The organism is Ruegeria sp. S263 (assembly GCF_056780525.1).
Map to the genome: position 1 here is coordinate 876,661 of NZ_CM165558.1, position 17,487 is coordinate 894,147.

The window sequence follows — 17,487 nt, forward strand, 5'->3', positions numbered from 1 at the left end:
TCCTTGGATCAGAGTTCCTTTGCACAGACACGAAGTTACCCAGATTTGGCAAATCATCAGGTTCAAGTGCTGAAGCGATACAAGTGACAACTCAAAGTTACCTGGCCTCTTTGATCTTAGAAGACTTGTGCTGGAGCAGATTGCGGAATTGATCCAGCGAGCCGATGCGGAAAAGCTTTTCGAGGCAGATTTCAGTGTGAAAAGGTTGCCAAGTTAATTCCGACTGTCCACATTGGCTTGGAAACGCCCTATCGCTAGGTGGGATACTTGGGTAAGTCCGCACAACCAACGTACTCGGAAGACGTAGCTGGGGCTATTCGGGCCGTAGGGACGTCCAACTTTATGCCAGAGTTGTTGAACCTCATGCGCGGAGCAGCTTCGTTCAAGGGCGCGTTTGTCAGCCTTCTGAACCCAGGAAAAGCGCCCGAACATGTCTATGACAATGTACGTGCAGAACGCCGCTCGGTCGTTGTGGACCGATGGCTTGATCGCGCTTGGTTGCTGGACCCATTTGTTGTTCGTTTCATCGGTGAACGCCACGAACCGGTGATGGTGCTGAGAGACGTGGCGCCAGACAGGTTTGCCAACTCCGACTACTTTCGCATCTACTACAAGACCCTGTTTCTAAGAGATGAGATGGGGGTTTTCGTGACAATTGCCAACGGCACCTTGTTTCTTTCCCTCGGTCCCTCGGAGGGAAGAACCCGGTTCTCCCGGCGGGATGTCGAAAGGCTAACGGATCTACATCCAATAATATCGGCGCTTTGCGAGCAGCACTTTCATCGCACCCCCTCATCAGGCCAGTTCGAAGATAGCGAGGTCGATTTCGATGGGGTGATCGACAAGGTTTGCAAGGGTTTGACACAGCGGGAGATCGAGGTGGTGCAATCCCTTTTGCGCGGGCACTCGACGCGGTCGATAGCACTTTTGCTGGACGTTTCCCCTTCGACGATCAAAGTGCATCGCAAAAACATCTACCGAAAGCTGGGAATTTCTTCTCAATCTGCCCTGTTTTCGATGTTCCTGCATTCGACCAACGACTAGGCCTACCCCTTTGGGGGTACAAGTCACCCCGCCCTTTGGAGGTATTCACAGGTTCGGTCTCATGGCTCTAAGCTGATTCTGCATACCAACAAGTGCAGGTGTCTGGATCAGACCATGATCGACGTAAAGAATGTGACAAAACGCTTTGGCGAAGGCCAAGCGGCCGTAACGGCTCTGGGAGACGTGTCGCTGACCATTCCCGAAGGAAGCTTTTTCACGCTTTTGGGCCCGTCGGGTTGTGGCAAGACGACGCTTTTGCGATTGATCGCCGGGTTCGAGCTTCCGACCGAAGGCGAGATTGCACTGGATGGCGAGTCGATCGGCCATTTGGCTCCAAACAATCGCCCCGTGAATACAGTGTTCCAGAACTATGCGCTGTTTCCCCACATGAGCGTGGCCCGCAACGTTGGGTTTGGCCTTGAGATGCTGAAGAGGCCCAAGGCCGAAATCGACAGCACCATCAACGAGATGCTGGACCTGGTCCAGCTCGGAGAGTTTGCAACGCGTCGTGTAGATCAGTTGTCAGGCGGGCAGCAGCAACGCGTGGCTTTGGCGCGCGCGCTGGCGCCGCGTCCCAAGGTTCTTCTTCTTGATGAGCCACTTTCTGCGCTGGACCTGAAACTTCGAAAAGGGATGCAGAGCGAGTTGAAGCGGCTGCAGCATGAGACAGGCATTACCTTTGTCTTTGTCACCCATGACCAAGGTGAAGCGCTGGCAATGTCGGACCAGATCGCAGTGATGTCGGCAGGTGCGATACGCCAAGTTGGCACACCGGAAGAGATCTACACAGCTCCACAAAGCAGGTTCGTCGCGGACTTTATTGGCGACACCAATATCGTGCATGCGACGTTGCTTGGCTTTGACGGGGATGCGGCAAAAATCCAATTTGGCGAGGGTTCACCACTCACGGTTCATACAGCCAGCACCTCGCTCACACCCGGCCCCGTGCATGTGGCTCTACGCCCTGAAACCATCCGCGTGGTTGATGAGAGTGCAGAGACGGCGCTCTTGCGAGGTGAGGTCGTAGACAGCATCTATTTCGGGGCCGGGTCACAGATGCTCGTGCTGTTGGAAGATGGCGTCAGCGTTCATGTCCAGGTTTCCACCCCACGCCCCGTCGGATCGCGGGTTGGCCTCGAATGTGACACCTCCATGCTGCACGTGCTGGAAGACTGATGAGTGCCGCTGCACATATCTCGCGCACCGACGCCGAAACGAGATTGCGCGCGGCCCAAGAAGAACGCGCGCGTCAAAGGCGCAGAACGCGGCTCTTCCTGCTGACCCCAGCACTCGGGATCATTGGCATCTTTGGTCTGTTCCCGCTCTCGATTGCCCTGGTTTATTCGTTTCTTGAGCCCGGAACATACGGCGGCGTTGAATGGGTGTTCTCCTACGACGCCTACGTGCAGTTCCTTTTCGAGAGGGACATCTTTGATGATACGCTGAGCTTCAACAGCGCCTATCTGCAAATCTTCGGGCGCTCCTTTGGTCTCGCCATCACCACCATGATTGGCACCCTGATCCTCGGGTTTCCCGTGGCCTACTTCATTGCGGCCCGCCCTCCGGAGCAACGCAATTTCTGGCTCTTCGCCATCACGCTACCGTTCTGGACCAACCTCTTGATCCGTACCTACTCGATGCTTTTGATCGTACGGGACGAGGGCTTTGTGAACCTGATGCTGATGAAGATCGGCCTGATCAGCGAACCGCTTGAGATGTTGTACACCGACGGCGCGGTACTTGCCGGGCTGGTCTACAGCTACCTGCCATTCATGATCCTCCCGATCTATGCCTCGCTCGAGAAGTTCGATTTTTCGCTGCTTGAGGCCGGACATGACCTCTATGCGATGCGTACGCAGGTTTTCCGCCACATCATCATCCCGATTACCCGCCCGGGCATCGTCGCAGGCTGCGTGCTGGTGCTGATCCCGGCGCTCGGGGCCTACATCACGCCGGAACTGTTGGGCGGTGGCAAGAAACTGATGATCGGCAACCTGATCGCCTTGCAATTCGGGTCGGGGCGCAATTGGCCCTTTGGGGCCGCGGCAGCGCTGATCCTGATGGCAGTTGTGTTGATCGCGCTCCTTGTCAGCCTGCGGGCAGGTGCTTCGAAGGAGGGTGGACATGGATAAACTGCTGTCGATATTCCGCCCGTCGACCGGGTCTCGCGAGTTGCGCAGGCAACCCCTGTTTACTGGCATGTCCTGGCTGGTTCTGTTGTTCCTCTACGCACCAATTGCCGTACTGGTCGTGTTCTCTTTCAACGACAACCGCTCTGTTGTGCGGTGGACCGAGTTCAGCTTGCGCTGGTACGCGGCAGCCTTGGAAAACGACGACATCCGGCGTTCGGCGATGATCTCTATTCAGGTTGCGCTCACGGCGACCGTGTTTTCCACCATCATTGCCACAATGGCAGCATTGGCAACAACGCGCGGGGGCGTCTATCGCGGTCGCTCTGCGGCCATCGCGCTCATAAACCAACCCCTGATGATCCCCGAGATTGTCACGGCGATTGCCACGCTGGCCTTCTTTTCGATCCTGCGCCAGCTCACGGGGGTAACCGGGATCGGCTGGCTGATCCTCGCCCACACGGTTTTCTGCGTGCCCTTTGCTTACATGCCGATACGCGCACGTTTGTCAGATATGTCCGTGACCTATGAAGCCGCCGCTGCGGATTTGTACGCAACACCCTGGCAAACATTCCGCCATGTGACGCTGCCGGTCCTGATGCCCGGAGTCATGGCGGGCGCCATGCTAGCCTTTGTCGTATCGCTGGATGACGTGATCATCACGCTTCTGGTGGCCGGCCCGGGCGAGACCACTTTGCCTATCTACATCCTCGGCCAGATCCGTCGTGGCGTGACGCCAGAGGTCAACGCCGTCTCGACAATCCTGATCGGGCTGACCGTGGCCATGGTCACGCTCACCTTCTTTCTGCAACGCAAACGAAAATAACAAGAAGCCCGCGTCGGTGCGGGACGCTAACCACTCAACGGAGGACTAAAATGAAACACTCACTACTCAAAGCCGCCGCTGTCTCAGCCCTCGCGCTTAGCGCAGCCTCGGCCCACGCCGAAGGCAAACTGAACATCTACAACTGGGGCAACTACACCAACCCCGAGATGATCGAGAAATTCGAAGCCCAATATGGCGTCGAAGTCACGCTGGATGGCTATGACAGCAATGAAACCATGTTGGCCAAGGTCAAGGAAGGCAACACCGGCTATGACGTCGTTGTGCCCGGCGACTACATGATTGCGATCATGGTTGGCGAAGGCCTGCTGGCCGAGATCAACGCGTCCGAAATGGAGAACTTCAAGAACATGGATCCGAACTGGGTCGATGTCTACTGGGATCCGGGTCGCAAGTATTCAGTTCCCTACCAGTGGGGCACCACCAGCTTTACAGTCGACAGCGCAGTCTACAGCGGCGACATCAACACGCTTGGTCTGATCTTTGATACTCCCGAAGAACTCAAAGGTCGCATCAACATGCTCAATGACATGAACGATGTGATCAACGCCGGTCTGCGTTACCTCGGATACCCGCGTTGCAACTCGAACCCCGATCAGATGAAAGAGCTGATGGCGCTTCTCGCCAAGGCCAAGGGCGACTGGCGCACGATGGATTATGCGGTGATCGAGAAGCTGACATCGAAAGACGTAGACCTGTCGCAAAGCTGGAATGGCGCTGCCATGCGCGCTCGGGCGGATCGCCCCTCGCTGCAATACGCCTATCCAAAAGAGGGTTTCACTGGCTGGATGGACAATGTTGCCGTTCTTGCCGATGCACCCAACATGGAAAACGCAAAGCTCTTTGTGAACTTCATGATGGACCCGGAGAACGCCGCGATGACCTCGAACTTCGCGCGCTATGCCAACGGTATCAAAGGGTCGGAGGCCTTTATGGACCCCGAGATGCTCAGCGCGCCTGAGATCGTCATGCCCGCCGATGCACCGGTTCCGGACTTTGTGAAGCCCTGCGATCAGGATGTCGTTGACCTTTACAACAAGGTTTGGACCCGCCTGAAGCAATAAGGCTTGAAGTCTCCTGAATGACGGCCCGCCGTTGGCCGGGCCGTCACTTTCCGAAGTTTCTTACTCTGACTGCGACCCCTTTTTGGTCGCCCTGCGGGAGCGTGGAAAATGCACGACAGCAAATCCGGCACCAGGCCCAAGACGGCGCGTGAGATCGGCATCATGCAGGGCTTCCCGCCCCCGCCTGAGAAGCGTCCTTCGCTCGAGAACTGGGACCTTGCTCCGTTCAATCGCTGGACTTTCCAGAACATGCGAAGCCTGTTTCCTACGGTAGATGTGCGTCCAGGACCGGAGACCCGAGAATTGAAACAGGCCCACCGCGACCTGTTGGAAATCGAATTTCAAACTTTTGACGACCGCCCCCTTTCCGTCGCGGCCTGGCTCTCTGAAAGCTACACAGATGGTTTCCTGGTGCTGAAGGGTGACCAGATACTTACCGAGATTTACGCCAACGATTTCACTCCAGACGCTACGCATCTGGGCCAATCCGTCTCCAAATCCCTGATTGGATCTCTGGCCGGTGTGCTCCATGGAGAGGGCAAGCTCGACCTCACGGAACCGCTTGAAAACATCGTGCCGGAATTGGCCGCGACAGGCTATGCCGGATGCACCGTGGATCAGGCGCTTGATATGCAATCAGGGGTGCGTTTCACCGAGGATTACGGCCTTCCGGACAGCGACATGACCCGCGTCGATGTGGCGTCAGGCTGGCGCCCCGTTCGCAAGGGTGAAATCAAGCCAACCATTCGGGACGTTATTCTGACATTGCCTCAAGTCAGACCCCATGGGCAGGTGTTTTCTTACCGCTCGATCGAGACGGATGTCGTAGCCTGGGCCTTGGAACGCGTCAGCGGAGAAGACCTTGCTTCGCTCTTGTCGAGCCGTATCTGGCAAAAAATTGGCTGCGTGCATTCCGGCTTTTTCACAGTGGACGACGCCAAGACCGCGCTCGCGGACGGTGGGTTCAACGCAACGCTGCGCGATTATGCGCGGTTCGGTCGGATGATGGCCGATGGTGGCAAAGTTGGTGACCAACAAGTGGTGCCGGAAAGCTGGGTTTCGGGGATTTGTTCGGGTGCGGACCCCTCGAAACATGGTGATCCCTATGACGTGCTGTCTCCCCAAGGGGCATACCGAAGGTTCTGGTGGGTTCACGACCCCGGTCGGGGCGTGTTCATGGCGCGTGGAGTTTTTGGTCAACTGATCTTCATTGATCTGATGGCGGACGTCGTTATCGTCAAGCTGTCCAGCTGGCCCGACTATCTGATCCAGTCCTTTAGCCACGATGCCGTGCGCGCTTGCGAGGCCATCATTCGCGCGCTTGGTTAGTTCGAAACCCATCTCAGACACACGAGGCCGCATGTCGCCGACGCCTGATCTGATTATCCTCAACGGCTCTCTTCTGACCTTTGACGAGGCCACACCAAAGGCTTCGGCATTGGCCATTCGGGGCGACACAATTGTGGCTGTCGGAGACACCGACGACATTCGCGCCATGGCTGGGGCCGGAACCAAAATCATCGACGCTGCCGGTGGCACAGTTATGCCCGGCTTTATTGACAGCCACGTGCACCTTTTTGGCGGGGCGGCCGAGTTGGGAATGCTGGACCTGCGCGAAACGATGGGCGCAGATGCTCTGACCAAGGCGTTGCGAACTTTTGCGGCTGAGCACCCAGAAGAACCTTTGCTGATGGGCGTTGCGGCCGATTACGAAATTCTTGGACCAGGCGTTAAAACCACTCGGCAATATTTGGATCGCATTCTGTCTGAGCGTCCCGTTGCGCTGATGTCGGCTGACCACCACACGGTCTGGGCGAACACAATTGCCTTGGAGAAGGCAGGCATTCTTCACGGCTCAGTTGTTCCCCCCGGTTCGGAAATCGTGATGGCTGGGGACGGCACCGCACAAGGTCAGCTGAATGAAACCGGTGCTTTTGGCCCGGTTCTGCGCCTGTCGCAACTGGGAGGACGTGATCTGCTGGGCTACGTCACAGGAGCGGATCCCGAGCCACCCGCAACGCCCAAAGAACGCGCCTTTGACAAAGAGGTCATCCTACGTGGCCTGAACCACTGTGCATCCCACGGGATTACGGGGCTGCACAACATGGATGGCAACTTTTATCAACTTGAACTGCTCAGCGAACTTGAGGCCGAGGGGCGCCTTCCGATCCGTGTTCAGGTGCCCATGCATTTGAAGAACACCGACCCTCTGGATCGGTTGCAAGAGGCCGATGAAATGCGCCGCCGTTTTGCGTCCAATATGGTTTGGTCAGGGCGGGTTAAGATGTTCATGGACGGCGTGCTGGACAGCTACACGGCGCTGATGCTTGCGCCTTATCCGGGAAAACCTAAGAGCTTCGGTGATGCCGTTTTCAGTGCGGAACACTTCAACGAAGCCTGTATTCGCGCTGATGCAATGGGGTTGCAACTCAGCACGCATGCCATTGGCGACGGTGCCGTTCGGCGTACGTTGGACGGTTACGAGGCAGCGCGCAACGCCAACGGCGCCCGAGATTCCCGACACCGCATCGAACATATTGAAGTAATAGACCCCGCGGACCTGCCCCGGCTGGTTGCCCTTGACGTCGTTGCCTCTCTTCAACCCCTGCACTCACCCGCAGGAGGATTGTTTTCCCCCTATTCCGCCGGAGATATTCTGACAGCGGAGCAAATCCCTTTTGCTTTTGCATGGAACAAGATCCGTGAGAGCGGCGCCAAAGTCTGTTTCTCGACGGATTGGCCAGTCGTCCCTGTCGACACAATGATGACGGTTGCCGGGGCCGTTAACTGCACTGAGCTGCCACCTCCTTGGCTGGACAACCGTCAAAGCCTTATGGCTACGCTGTCTGCCTACACGCATGACAATGCCTGGCTAGAGTTTAACGAGGACCGAAAGGGCCGCTTGAAGCCAGGATACCTGGCCGACATCGCCATCCTCGAACAGGATCTGTTTTCAATTGATAAAAACCAGTTGGCCCATGCGCGCATTGCGCTGACAATTTGCGGGGGAAGAATCTCTTTTGGAGATCTCCAAAGCTGATTCCGCCAGAGAGGCCATGAAAAGATTGTGTCAAAGTTTCGATGCTCCTCCTTTTCATCGTCGGTTGTCAGCCTTGGGCACCGCAATGCCGACATTGGCACACGGTGCAGCGTTCCGTATTTTGGGCTCAAACCTGCCCAATGCATCCGCGGCGTTTCCCAAAGAACACGCAACCTGACAACGGCCATTCAAGCCACCAGTAAACTGAGGCGTCAGCGCTGTGCTGATGTCTGGGATTGGCGGGAGGATTGGAGAGCAAACTATGTCAAGAGTCCAACTTCCCGCTGTTACCCCGAAACGAAGAGCCTGGAACAAGGGCCGGATCATCGGCCAGAAACGACCACTGTGGCCGAAACAGGTCTGGGCGATCCGCGCGCGGCTCGAACTGGCGGGCAACCTGCGCGATCTAGCACTGTTCAACGTGGCAATAGATAGCAAGCTTCGCGGATGCGACTTGGTGAAACTGGCCGTCACCGACCTAGTGAGGGATGATCGCGTCCGCGAAAGGGTGTCCGTGATCCAGAGCAAAACCAAGCGGCCCGTTCAGTTTGAACTCTCTGAAAACACGCGGGATACCATTGCCGCATGGATCAAGTCACCGGAGATGCTCGGCTGCCGTTTCATGTTTCCCAGCAGGTTTCATGACCGCCCGCATATCTCAACGCGCCAATATGGCCGGCTTGTGAGGGGTTGGGTGGCCGCGATTGGGCTAGAACCCAGTGGATACGGCACCCATTCGCTGCGCCGGATCAAAGCAGCTGAGATTTACCGCAAAACCGGAAATCTAAGAGCGGTTCAACTTCTGCTCGGTCACACCAAGGTAGACAGCACAGTACGGTACCTTGGTGTCGAACTCGAAGATGCGCTGAGCATTGCCGAGCAAATCGACATTTGATCCACGTTGGCGGGCGGCTCTTGCCGTTCGCCAATCCTGAGCGGACCTGCGTTCGCGGCGCAGCGGTGGGTGGGATCGAGCCCATACTTCCCCGATGCTGCATGCCGCACCAGAGGCGGCCATGCCGACCGTGCGGATTTTCGCCGTGAGCACAAAGTCAATGTGGGCATGGAAGCAGAAGCGGTTAAGGTGGGCGGTTTCCGGAGCTTGGCCGCGGATACGGCCTATGGTGGCTTTGTGAATTCTCAAATTTAAACTTCAGTGTTAGCATTTTCGAATGTCGGACACTTGCAACACTACCAGACTGGAATGTCCGATCTCTGGAAACGTGAGCGCGCTTGAAAATTCGTCGACGAGGAGACCCATGATGCGCCTGGCATTCGCACTTTGCATTGCCTTTGCTGTCCCGCTGATGCCCGCAAATGCCAGGGCGCAATCGGCGAGCTTTCAGGAGCGTATAGCCGGTGCCGAGGTTCGATCTGGAGTCTTCGACCTCTACCAAAAAGACGGCGATCTGTTGCTTGCGATACCGCGCGACATGTTCGAACGCAGCCTGATCTGGTACGCCGAAGTTTCCAGATATCCCACCGACGCAGTGGCATTCGGCGGAAACGCCTTGGGGGCCCGCCTGATCCAGTTGGAACGGCGGCCCGATCGGGTCATGGTGCGGTCCCTTTCAGGGACCTCGTTCGAAAAGGTTTCGGGCGATCCCTATTACACTGGCGGGCGTGACAAGCTTCGCCCTGTGAACCTCGCTGTGGAACGCGCCAACCTTGGTCCCATCATCGTCGATTTCCCGATCCTCGCGGAAAGCAACACTGGCGCCGTACTCGTGGATTTGCAGGAGGCGTTCGGGGGCGATATTGTGGGATACTCGGTCGCCGCCCAATTGGCATCCACTGGTCTCGTTCCTGGGCCGAACGACCCCGACCGATCCTACGTTGCTGAAGCATCGGTCTATCCCGACAACCTCTTTGTCCGCTCGCAACTGACCTTCGAAGCGACCGATCAGGCCGGGCTGGCACAGCCGATTTCGGTGGAAACGGCGCATTCGATTGCCGTATTGCCGGAAACCCCGATTGAGCGTCGCCCCTATGACGACAGGGTTGGATTTTTCTTCACCGAATATCTGGTTTTTGAAAGCGCGTTCGGCGAGGTGCAATCACGCGACCGTGCCGCCCTTCGCTTCCGCCTGGAACACGCCGACCCGGATGCACCACGCCCGTCGGACCCGGTTGAACCGATCGTTTTCTATCTATCCCGTGAAATCCCTGATCGTTGGCGTCCCTACATTCGCCAGGCGGTTGAGGACTGGCAGACCGCCTTCGAGGCCGCGGGCTTCACCAATGCAATCATAGCCCGTGACGCGCCAAGCCGGGATGAAGTCCCCGGCTGGTCCCCGGAAGATGTTCGCCACAGTGTCATCCGCTGGGTTGCACAGCCGGTGCAGAACGCGATGGGGCCGAACATCCACGACCCCCGGTCCGGCGAAATTCTCTCCGCCCATATTCTGGTTTGGCCGGACGTCTTGAACCTTTTCAGCCGCTACTACTATTTGCTGATGCACCGGACCGATCCCGCCGCGGCCAAACTGCCGCTGCCGGAGGAATTGCAGGGGCGCATCCTGCGGTACGTCGTGTCACATGAGGTGGGCCATACGCTCGGGTTGCGGCACAACCACCGCGCCTCGACGGCCTGGTCGACGGCACAGCTCAGGGACCCGTTATTCACTGCGGAGAACGGCAGCACGTCCTCCATCATGGCCTATGGGCGGTTCAACTACGTGGCGGAGCCGGATGATGGCGTCACGCAACTCATTCCTATCATTGGCTCCTACGATCGGCACGCCATCCGATGGGGGTATTCCTCCGATGTCGACGCAGAGGAGCTTGATTCCATCGCGGCGGAAGCCGAGGAGCGTCCGGAACTCATTTGGGGAGCAGGCGAACGTGGCGAGGAGTATCTTGCCCAGTTCGATCACCGTGTTCAGACTGAGAACATTGGGGCAGACAGGATCTTGGCAACGCGTGCGGGGATCGCCGCGCTGCACGCGAGCCTTGCGGCGTTGCCCCTCGCAGTAGAGGACGCGCGCAATCCACAAGCCATGCTAGAGGAGATCTACGGAGACGCGCTCAATCGCTATGTCGGTATCGCTGGAAGCGTCGGCAAGCTGATCGGCGGTGTTACACAGACCTCCGGCGACGACCGACCGTTCGCCTATGTAGACCCTGAAGAGCAGAGGAGAGCCGTAGAGTTTCTTACCGGTGAAGCCATCCATGGCCTCAATGCTTTTGCAGACCCGGACTTGCTCGGACGTTTTCGGCCCATCGGAGGGTTGATTTCGGTCGAAAACGCAGCGGCGCAGATCATGGACGAAGTCATGAACCGGAAGAGCGTCAGGATGGTTTACATGCAACGTCGTCTCCTGGGCGACACAGCCATGTCGCTGCAGGAATACGTCTCGCTGGTCACCGAAACACTATTGAGCGATCTGCCGTCAAAGGAACTGGTTTCGCCAGCGCAGAACGGTGCAATAATAGCCTATATCGACATCCTGACCGACCTAACCACCGAGGATCGCAATGCCGAGGATCTTGTCGCACTGGTCGATGCCGAGTACCCGTTGGAGGTTGCCATGGTCGCAGTTGGCGGACTGAAGGGAACCTCCATCGGGGAGATAGCGAGCGCGGAACTCGACCGTGTGAACGCTATGCTGGGTAAGGGTCTTTCCGAACAAGGCGCAGAGAAGCAGTAGCGGTGCTGGCTCGTCGGTCCAGCGCAAGAATTGAAGGTCCAGAAACAACATATTCTGTTTGACGAAGTCTGATGGCGAACTAAGCTTGGGTTTAAGCTGGTTGATATGGAAATCTGTGAGGACATTTTCAATGCTAAAAACTATCGGCGCCTGCCTTGTTTTCGTGGTTGCAGCCAATGCTGCTCAAGCCTTTGACAGGCAGACAACCAACGCCCTCAAAACCTGTCACGACTACCTTTGGCAAGTTCCCGAGTTCGCGGATCTGCCCAATGCTGCGATTTCGGTGTTCCCCGCTTCGGAAAACGGCGACACCATCGTCGTGAACTGGAATGTCAACTGGGACCAGCCGACAATTCAAGCCGCAGGTAACTGCACGGTCATCGGCGGCAATGTCGAAGGGTTCGAGGATTACACCAAGTGACATCGCAAAACAGACGAGCTCTGGCACCGGCAATTGCCATCTGTCTAAGTGTGCTGGCCGCCTGCGACTCCAGCGAAGACGAGGTGCGGACGGCCGCGACTATCGGGACCTCGGCTGCGCTTGCAGCCGAAGTCGCTGAGGAAGCCAACAAAGCGACGGATTACGATGCGATCGCACAGGAAGCTGTCGCCAATGTTGATACATCCGATTTCGATGCGCTTACGAAATAATCGCGTTGTACAGGGGCCGGATGAGCTATGAAATGGTTGGCGTGGACTGGGACCTTGTCCTGTCTGGCCTTTGCGGTCGTCGTTCTGGCCGTTCCACAGGTTCGGTTCCTGTTCTTCGGGCTTCCGGAGCAACGGCTGGAAGGTAGCGTATTTTCCAAAGCCGAAACAGGATCGGCGCCTGTTGCCGAGGCGAACCGAGTTCAAGTGGAAGAGGCGTTGCGAGATGCGGGCCTGAGCGAAGAGCCAGTTCTGGGCGACATTTCTATCTCCGGTCATCTCGCCCGCCTCGATGACGGTGTGGTCACATCCGAGCAACTGATGGAGTATGCCGAGGGGCTCAGGACGCTCGCTCTTCGAACCGGTGATTTCGGCCGCCAGATTCCATCGACCTTCTGGGACGTGGATACCGACCAGTTGCGCGCAGATGGTTGGGATGCCTATCGCGTTGTCGACGCGCTTGCGTCAGAAGAGGGCGAACCATACCTTGAAGCGCTCGGCGGGGCCTACACCCGGTTTCACGCCTTCAAGCTGGCCGATATGTCAGGGGGCGGCACTGATGACACAGCGCTCGACACGGCGCTTGACCTGTTCGAGGCAGCAATCAAACTGATTGATATAGTTCCGCCGGAGCACATGCTGGAGACTTCGGAATACATTCGCGGAAGGGAGCAGGCTGCGCTCTACCTCTGGCAGCAATTGATTGTGGGGTCCTCGCGCCGCAACCCACTCACACATATCAAGCTGTTCAACCACGGATTCACCACGCGTTTCCATGTCGGAACGATCTGGCAATACGAAACCGGGATCGCACTGGACAACTCATCGATCTGGGGCGTTTCCGGCTTCGCACCCGAATTCGTTGGCCCGCCGGAGAACAACAACCAGGTCGAACATATGTCGATCAGCATGACGGTTCAGGGCATCCTGCGAGAGCCGCTTCTAGTCCTTGAGGCTTTTGAGGAGTTCGAGACTCTTTCCGGATCGGCCACCGCAGCCGAGGCAGTTGCCGACGACGCATTGAATGCTGCGATCCAGCAGGCGTTCATTCCCGGTTTCGAGGACGATCTTCCGTCTGCAATTGCTGCGCTGCGTGAGCAACTGCATGAGCGCTAATTGTTTCAATAGCCAGTAATATCTGCAGCTTGCAAAAACGGTTTATGAAACCCACCTGTGACCAGCACATCTTGCCGAACAAGGTGCCCTTTGCGGTCGTCCGCTTAGAGTTTTGACTAACGGCCGCATTGCGCCGTTCGCTGCACGCGGAGTTATGTTGCACTTGCGAAGCCGTCACAATGCGAGAAGGCTGGCAAAGCTCAGTTAGCCGTCGTCTGGCTGAGTCTGGTGAGCGGCGGGTTTGTCCGCAACCTGTAGATTGCAGCTGACAACCTCGCTGCATCCCGAGCGAATGGCCGCGCTTCACGCCGCATGGCGGCGCTGAAGATGATGCAATCGCGGCGATTATTGTGCTGCGAGCGCACGCAGCGAGAAATGGCAATGGCAGCCTTGGGCTCGAAGCGGTCGTTCGCTGCACTAGGCATGATCGTCCGCTTTGCGGACAAAGCCGTCGCTCAAAAACGGAACAAGGCGAGCATGTGGTGTTGCTCGGCATTGGCTTTTGTGATGCCACCCCCAACGTTGCTGGAATTATGCAGTCACCGTAAGCTTTGGTGGACGGGAGGATTCGCATGAGACTTATTTCTACAGCGGCGGCCATAGCTTTGGCTGCGACTTCGGTACACGCACAAAGCTACGATGTTGTAATCCTGAACGGTCGGGTCATGGACCCCGAAACTGGGTTCGACCAAATTGCAAATGTCGGGATCAACAACGGTTGGATCACAGCAATAACGACCGAGGCTGTCGAGGGCGAGGAGACGATAGATGCCACCAACCACGTCGTTGCACCCGGATTTATTGATCTTGAACAGCATGGGCTTGATCCTTGGGGTATCAAGGTAAACCTCCGGGATGGTGTCACCACGCAAATGGACTTTGAGGTGGGTGCGGCCAACATTGGCGAGTGGTACGACGCGCGGGCCGGTGTCACCCAAGCGAACTATGGGACTGTTGTAGGACAGGAATATGCGCGCATGCGGGTCCACGACGGGCTTGTGCTCGAAGGTGGAGACATCGATTTTCGAAATTTCTTCGCGCTTCGTGCAGAATCCGTAGAAGATGGAGTTGAAGGCTGGTCTTCGGTACCGAGCAACCGCGAACAGATGAACGAGATAACAGCGCAGCTCGACGAGGGTTTGCGCCTGGGAGCCATAGGCGTCGGGTCGACCATCGGCTATGCCCGTGAAGGCATTACCACCTATGAAATGTTCGAAGCGCAACGCGCGGCCGCTCGCTATGGCAGGCTCACCTCTGTCCATCACCGATTTCACCCGAGCGCATCCACACCGACCGAGACCCAGACTGGTGTGAATGAAATCCTTGTCAATGCGATGGTTCTGCAGGCACCGCTGCACATCCATCACGACAATGACTACGGTTGGTGGGAGAACCAGGAAAAGCTGCAGATGGCGAGAGACCAAGGCTACAATGTTTGGTCCAGCTATTACCCTTGGACAGCCGGTTCGGGAAACTACGGAGCCTCGATTATCGCCCCTGAAAACTGGGAAGGCTCAATGGGTTACAAGTACGAAGAAACCATCTTTGACCCTCAGCTCAATCGATACGTAACCAAAGAAGAGTTTCTCGAATTCGCTGAGAATGAACCGGGGCGAACTGCCATTGTTTTTAGCCCACCAAGGGAGCAATGGTTGAACGATTGGATCACTATCGCGGGTTATGGGATTTCAGGTGATGGTATGATGGGTCTCGATGTCGAGGGTCAGCCTTTGAGCTGGGAATCGCCATATGAAGACTATGCCGGGCATCCAAGGTCGGCAGGCAGCCATGCACTTGTGCTTCGGATGGCGCGAGAAGCGGACGTGCCACTGATGCTCACATTGACCCAATTGAGCTATATTCATGCTAAACGCCTTGGCGATACCGGTTTGCGTGCGATGCAAGTACGCGGACGCATGCAGGAAGGCATGGTGGCTGACATCACAATTTTTGATCCTGAAAACGTCACTGAAAATGCGAACTATACACTGGGGCAGCAGGGCTTGCCGTCTACTGGAATTCCCTTTGTTTTGGTGAACGGAACCGTTGTTGTCCGCGATAGTGTTGTTCAGCGAGATGTTTTTGCAGGGCAAGCCATACGGTTCCCGGTCGAGGAAGAGGGACGATTTGTACCTGCTGGTCGCGAGCAAATCATGGGGATTTTGACACCGGATACTGGTACGGCACGCCCGACATTACTGCAGGACATCACAAATGATGAGGCGAAACTTGAGCGCAATACACCTGCCTCGAAACAGTTCGCATATGTCAAACCAAATGATCCTTTCGACTGGTTTTCGCCTCGAAACGGCCTCGACGACAGCGCACTGTTCTTCTGCGTGGTGCATGGGCGCTACGAGGACAAGAACACCGCTGCACGAGATTGGGCACTGGCAATGGCAGCGAAGCGAGGCGGTGATCCCAGCAAAAGGTTTGATCCGCTGGAAACTCAATAGGCAAGGGTGGTAAATCAACTCCGTTGACGCTGATAGAACTGTGGGCGCTTCGGCAACATATTGGGCTTGGTTAGCGGTGCTGACGTCGTCTGCTTTGGGCTCAATGCGGTCATACAAGTGTTTTGATAGTAACGTCTGCTTTCAGAAGGAATACGCTTTAATCATGCATTTTAACTGCGTTCGACAACGGCGGTTGCGCCCTCCCGCAACCACTTGGGTCCAACAGAGTCTCGAACAAGCCGCCGCAAGGTGGCTTTTGTCGTTCTGGACCAGCCCAATCATTGCTGCCAGCGCACCCTCCAGTTCGATCTGCACGCCATCCCGTTCATGTTGGACCGAGACACGTTCGATCAGGCTCCGAATGATCTCCAAAGCCCCTTTGCGGATCGACGGATCCGATAGAGCCTGCGCCAGATCTGCGACCTTGGAGCGATAGAGTTCGGACAGATTTGGGTGCAGTCGCACCGGTGAGGGCGCAAGTTCGGAGAGCTTCGTCTCAAGATCGGCAATCTGCGCTTCGAGTTCCTCGAGCCGTGTTTGAAGGCCGGGGCTACGAATGCCCTCTGCGATTGCATCATAAAACCCATTCAGTTTGCGCGCAGCTTTGTCCCGCTCGGATTGCAGACGCGTCCGGGCTACCTCCGCTGTGCCTGCTTCTGCGTTGGCGGCTTCGCTGAAGGACTTGATAAAAGTGGCCACTGCGTCGGGCTGCATCAGACGCTGACGAAGCAAATCCAGAACGGGGTCTTCCAGGACATTGCGACGAATGGATTGCTTATGGGAACAAGTACCGAGTTTGCGAGCGGCAGAGCAGGCGAGGTAGTCGCGCCCGACTGTGGCGAGTGGCCCTCCGCAGGTGCCGCAGAATGCAAGACCTGTCAAAAGGTGCTTCTTGCGACGCTTCTCCCAAAACTTGGTTTCCTTGATGGCTTTGACGCGGGGCTCGGCCTCGATCTCGCCTTGCCGCTGTTTGACTGCCTCCCAAAGCTCATCCCCGACGATCCGCAGCTCGGGGACCTCAGTGATGATCCATTTGGCCGATTTATTGAGACGGGACACACGTTTGCCGGTCTCGGGGTCCTTGATATAACGCAGCCGGTTCCAGACCAGGCGGCCGATGTAGAGCTCATTGTTGAGAAGGCCCGTCCCACGCACTCGGTGCCCTCGAATGGCCGTGTCACGCCATAACTTGCCACGGGGACCGGGAATACCTTCGGCGTTCAGGCGGCGCGCGATGGCTTTGGGAGAATGCCCTCGGAGAACTCTTGAAGCACCCGTCGGACATCCCGCACCGACGCGGCTCCTTCTGGCCCGGTGCAGAAACGCGACTACGGAACCCACCGGTCGACGTATGTCTTCAGACACTCGTCTGACCGGGGACCGCCGAGACCGTACGCGGTCAAAGCGGGGCAGGTGAGAAGCCTGCGGGGAAGCGGCTGGCCTCCGACAAAAGGCATCGCGCGGATACGAACCTGAAAGCGAAGGGCCTTCTCCCG

Annotated in this window: 14 protein-coding genes; 13 read left to right on the forward strand and 1 reads right to left on the reverse strand. The window is 57.0% G+C overall.

Translation table 11 applies throughout. The features are described 5' to 3' along the window. The first annotated feature begins 267 nt into the window (after positions 1 to 267). From ACT2B1_RS04375 to ACT2B1_RS04435, 13 genes are all read left to right on the forward strand, one after another. Positions 268 to 1,044: a helix-turn-helix transcriptional regulator gene (locus ACT2B1_RS04375; protein ID WP_170352659.1), complete on the forward strand. Its 777-nt coding sequence runs from the start codon at positions 268 to 270 to the stop codon at positions 1,042 to 1,044. Between the two features lie 114 nt (positions 1,045 to 1,158). Then, complete coding sequence (locus ACT2B1_RS04380) at positions 1,159 to 2,220, forward strand: ABC transporter ATP-binding protein (RefSeq protein WP_171238371.1); 1,062 nt, start codon at positions 1,159 to 1,161, stop codon at positions 2,218 to 2,220. Continuing rightward, positions 2,220 to 3,176, forward strand: coding sequence for an ABC transporter permease (locus ACT2B1_RS04385; protein ID WP_481668630.1), 957 nt, complete (start codon positions 2,220 to 2,222; stop codon positions 3,174 to 3,176). Before ACT2B1_RS04380 ends, ACT2B1_RS04385 begins: the two co-directional genes overlap by 1 nt. Continuing rightward, positions 3,169 to 3,999, forward strand: a complete 831-nt coding sequence (locus ACT2B1_RS04390; RefSeq protein WP_425595924.1) for an ABC transporter permease — start codon at positions 3,169 to 3,171, stop codon at positions 3,997 to 3,999. Before ACT2B1_RS04385 ends, ACT2B1_RS04390 begins: the two co-directional genes overlap by 8 nt. A 50-nt stretch (positions 4,000 to 4,049) precedes the next feature. After that, a complete protein-coding gene (locus ACT2B1_RS04395; protein WP_171238374.1) occupies positions 4,050 to 5,081 on the forward strand; it encodes an extracellular solute-binding protein in 1,032 nt (343 codons plus the stop codon). Between the two features lie 108 nt (positions 5,082 to 5,189). Beyond that, positions 5,190 to 6,410 (forward strand): serine hydrolase domain-containing protein, encoded by a 1,221-nt coding sequence (locus ACT2B1_RS04400; RefSeq protein WP_171238375.1) that lies wholly within the window; start codon positions 5,190 to 5,192, stop codon positions 6,408 to 6,410. A 31-nt stretch (positions 6,411 to 6,441) separates the two neighbouring features. Continuing rightward, complete coding sequence (locus tag ACT2B1_RS04405; RefSeq protein WP_281995932.1) at positions 6,442 to 8,121, forward strand: amidohydrolase; 1,680 nt, start codon at positions 6,442 to 6,444, stop codon at positions 8,119 to 8,121. A gap of 262 nt (positions 8,122 to 8,383) precedes the next feature. Then, positions 8,384 to 9,016, forward strand: a complete 633-nt coding sequence (locus ACT2B1_RS04410; protein WP_481668631.1) for a tyrosine-type recombinase/integrase — start codon at positions 8,384 to 8,386, stop codon at positions 9,014 to 9,016. Between the two features lie 367 nt (positions 9,017 to 9,383). Then, positions 9,384 to 11,771 carry a zinc-dependent metalloprotease gene (locus ACT2B1_RS04415; RefSeq protein ID WP_481668632.1) on the forward strand — a complete coding sequence of 796 codons (2,388 nt, stop codon included), beginning with the start codon at positions 9,384 to 9,386 and terminating at the stop codon, positions 11,769 to 11,771. Between the two features lie 130 nt (positions 11,772 to 11,901). Then, positions 11,902 to 12,192 carry a hypothetical protein gene (locus ACT2B1_RS04420; protein WP_481668633.1) on the forward strand — a complete coding sequence of 97 codons (291 nt, stop codon included), beginning with the start codon at positions 11,902 to 11,904 and terminating at the stop codon, positions 12,190 to 12,192. Beyond that, complete coding sequence (locus ACT2B1_RS04425) at positions 12,189 to 12,422, forward strand: hypothetical protein (RefSeq protein WP_481668634.1); 234 nt, start codon at positions 12,189 to 12,191, stop codon at positions 12,420 to 12,422. The genes ACT2B1_RS04420 and ACT2B1_RS04425 overlap by 4 nt, the downstream gene beginning before the upstream one ends. Before the next feature lie 27 nt (positions 12,423 to 12,449). After that, positions 12,450 to 13,535 (forward strand): hypothetical protein, encoded by a 1,086-nt coding sequence (locus ACT2B1_RS04430; RefSeq protein WP_093965092.1) that lies wholly within the window; start codon positions 12,450 to 12,452, stop codon positions 13,533 to 13,535. A gap of 572 nt (positions 13,536 to 14,107) precedes the next feature. Next, positions 14,108 to 15,991: an amidohydrolase family protein gene (locus tag ACT2B1_RS04435; protein ID WP_481668635.1), complete on the forward strand. Its 1,884-nt coding sequence runs from the start codon at positions 14,108 to 14,110 to the stop codon at positions 15,989 to 15,991. Between the two features lie 141 nt (positions 15,992 to 16,132). Here the strand turns inward: ACT2B1_RS04435 and ACT2B1_RS04440 are convergent, their stop codons facing one another. After that, entirely contained in the window at positions 16,133 to 17,356 is a 1,224-nt protein-coding gene (locus ACT2B1_RS04440) for a recombinase family protein (RefSeq protein ID WP_481668636.1), read from the reverse strand. Between the last annotated feature and the right edge of the window lie 131 nt (positions 17,357 to 17,487).

Bases quoted from the DNA above. Each gene is read 5' to 3' on its own strand.
- ACT2B1_RS04380 (WP_171238371.1), top strand. From the start codon at position 1,159: ATGATCGACGTAAAGAATGTGACAAAACGCTTTGGCGAAGGCCAAGCG.
- ACT2B1_RS04385 (WP_481668630.1), top strand. From the start codon at position 2,220: ATGAGTGCCGCTGCACATATCTCGCGCACCGACGCCGAAACGAGATTG.
- ACT2B1_RS04390 (WP_425595924.1), top strand. From the start codon at position 3,169: ATGGATAAACTGCTGTCGATATTCCGCCCGTCGACCGGGTCTCGCGAG.
- ACT2B1_RS04395 (WP_171238374.1), top strand. From the start codon at position 4,050: ATGAAACACTCACTACTCAAAGCCGCCGCTGTCTCAGCCCTCGCGCTT.
- ACT2B1_RS04400 (WP_171238375.1), top strand. From the start codon at position 5,190: ATGCACGACAGCAAATCCGGCACCAGGCCCAAGACGGCGCGTGAGATC.
- ACT2B1_RS04405 (WP_281995932.1), top strand. From the start codon at position 6,442: ATGTCGCCGACGCCTGATCTGATTATCCTCAACGGCTCTCTTCTGACC.
- ACT2B1_RS04410 (WP_481668631.1), top strand. From the start codon at position 8,384: ATGTCAAGAGTCCAACTTCCCGCTGTTACCCCGAAACGAAGAGCCTGG.
- ACT2B1_RS04415 (WP_481668632.1), top strand. From the start codon at position 9,384: ATGCGCCTGGCATTCGCACTTTGCATTGCCTTTGCTGTCCCGCTGATG.
- ACT2B1_RS04420 (WP_481668633.1), top strand. From the start codon at position 11,902: ATGCTAAAAACTATCGGCGCCTGCCTTGTTTTCGTGGTTGCAGCCAAT.
- ACT2B1_RS04430 (WP_093965092.1), top strand. From the start codon at position 12,450: ATGAAATGGTTGGCGTGGACTGGGACCTTGTCCTGTCTGGCCTTTGCG.
- ACT2B1_RS04435 (WP_481668635.1), top strand. From the start codon at position 14,108: ATGAGACTTATTTCTACAGCGGCGGCCATAGCTTTGGCTGCGACTTCG.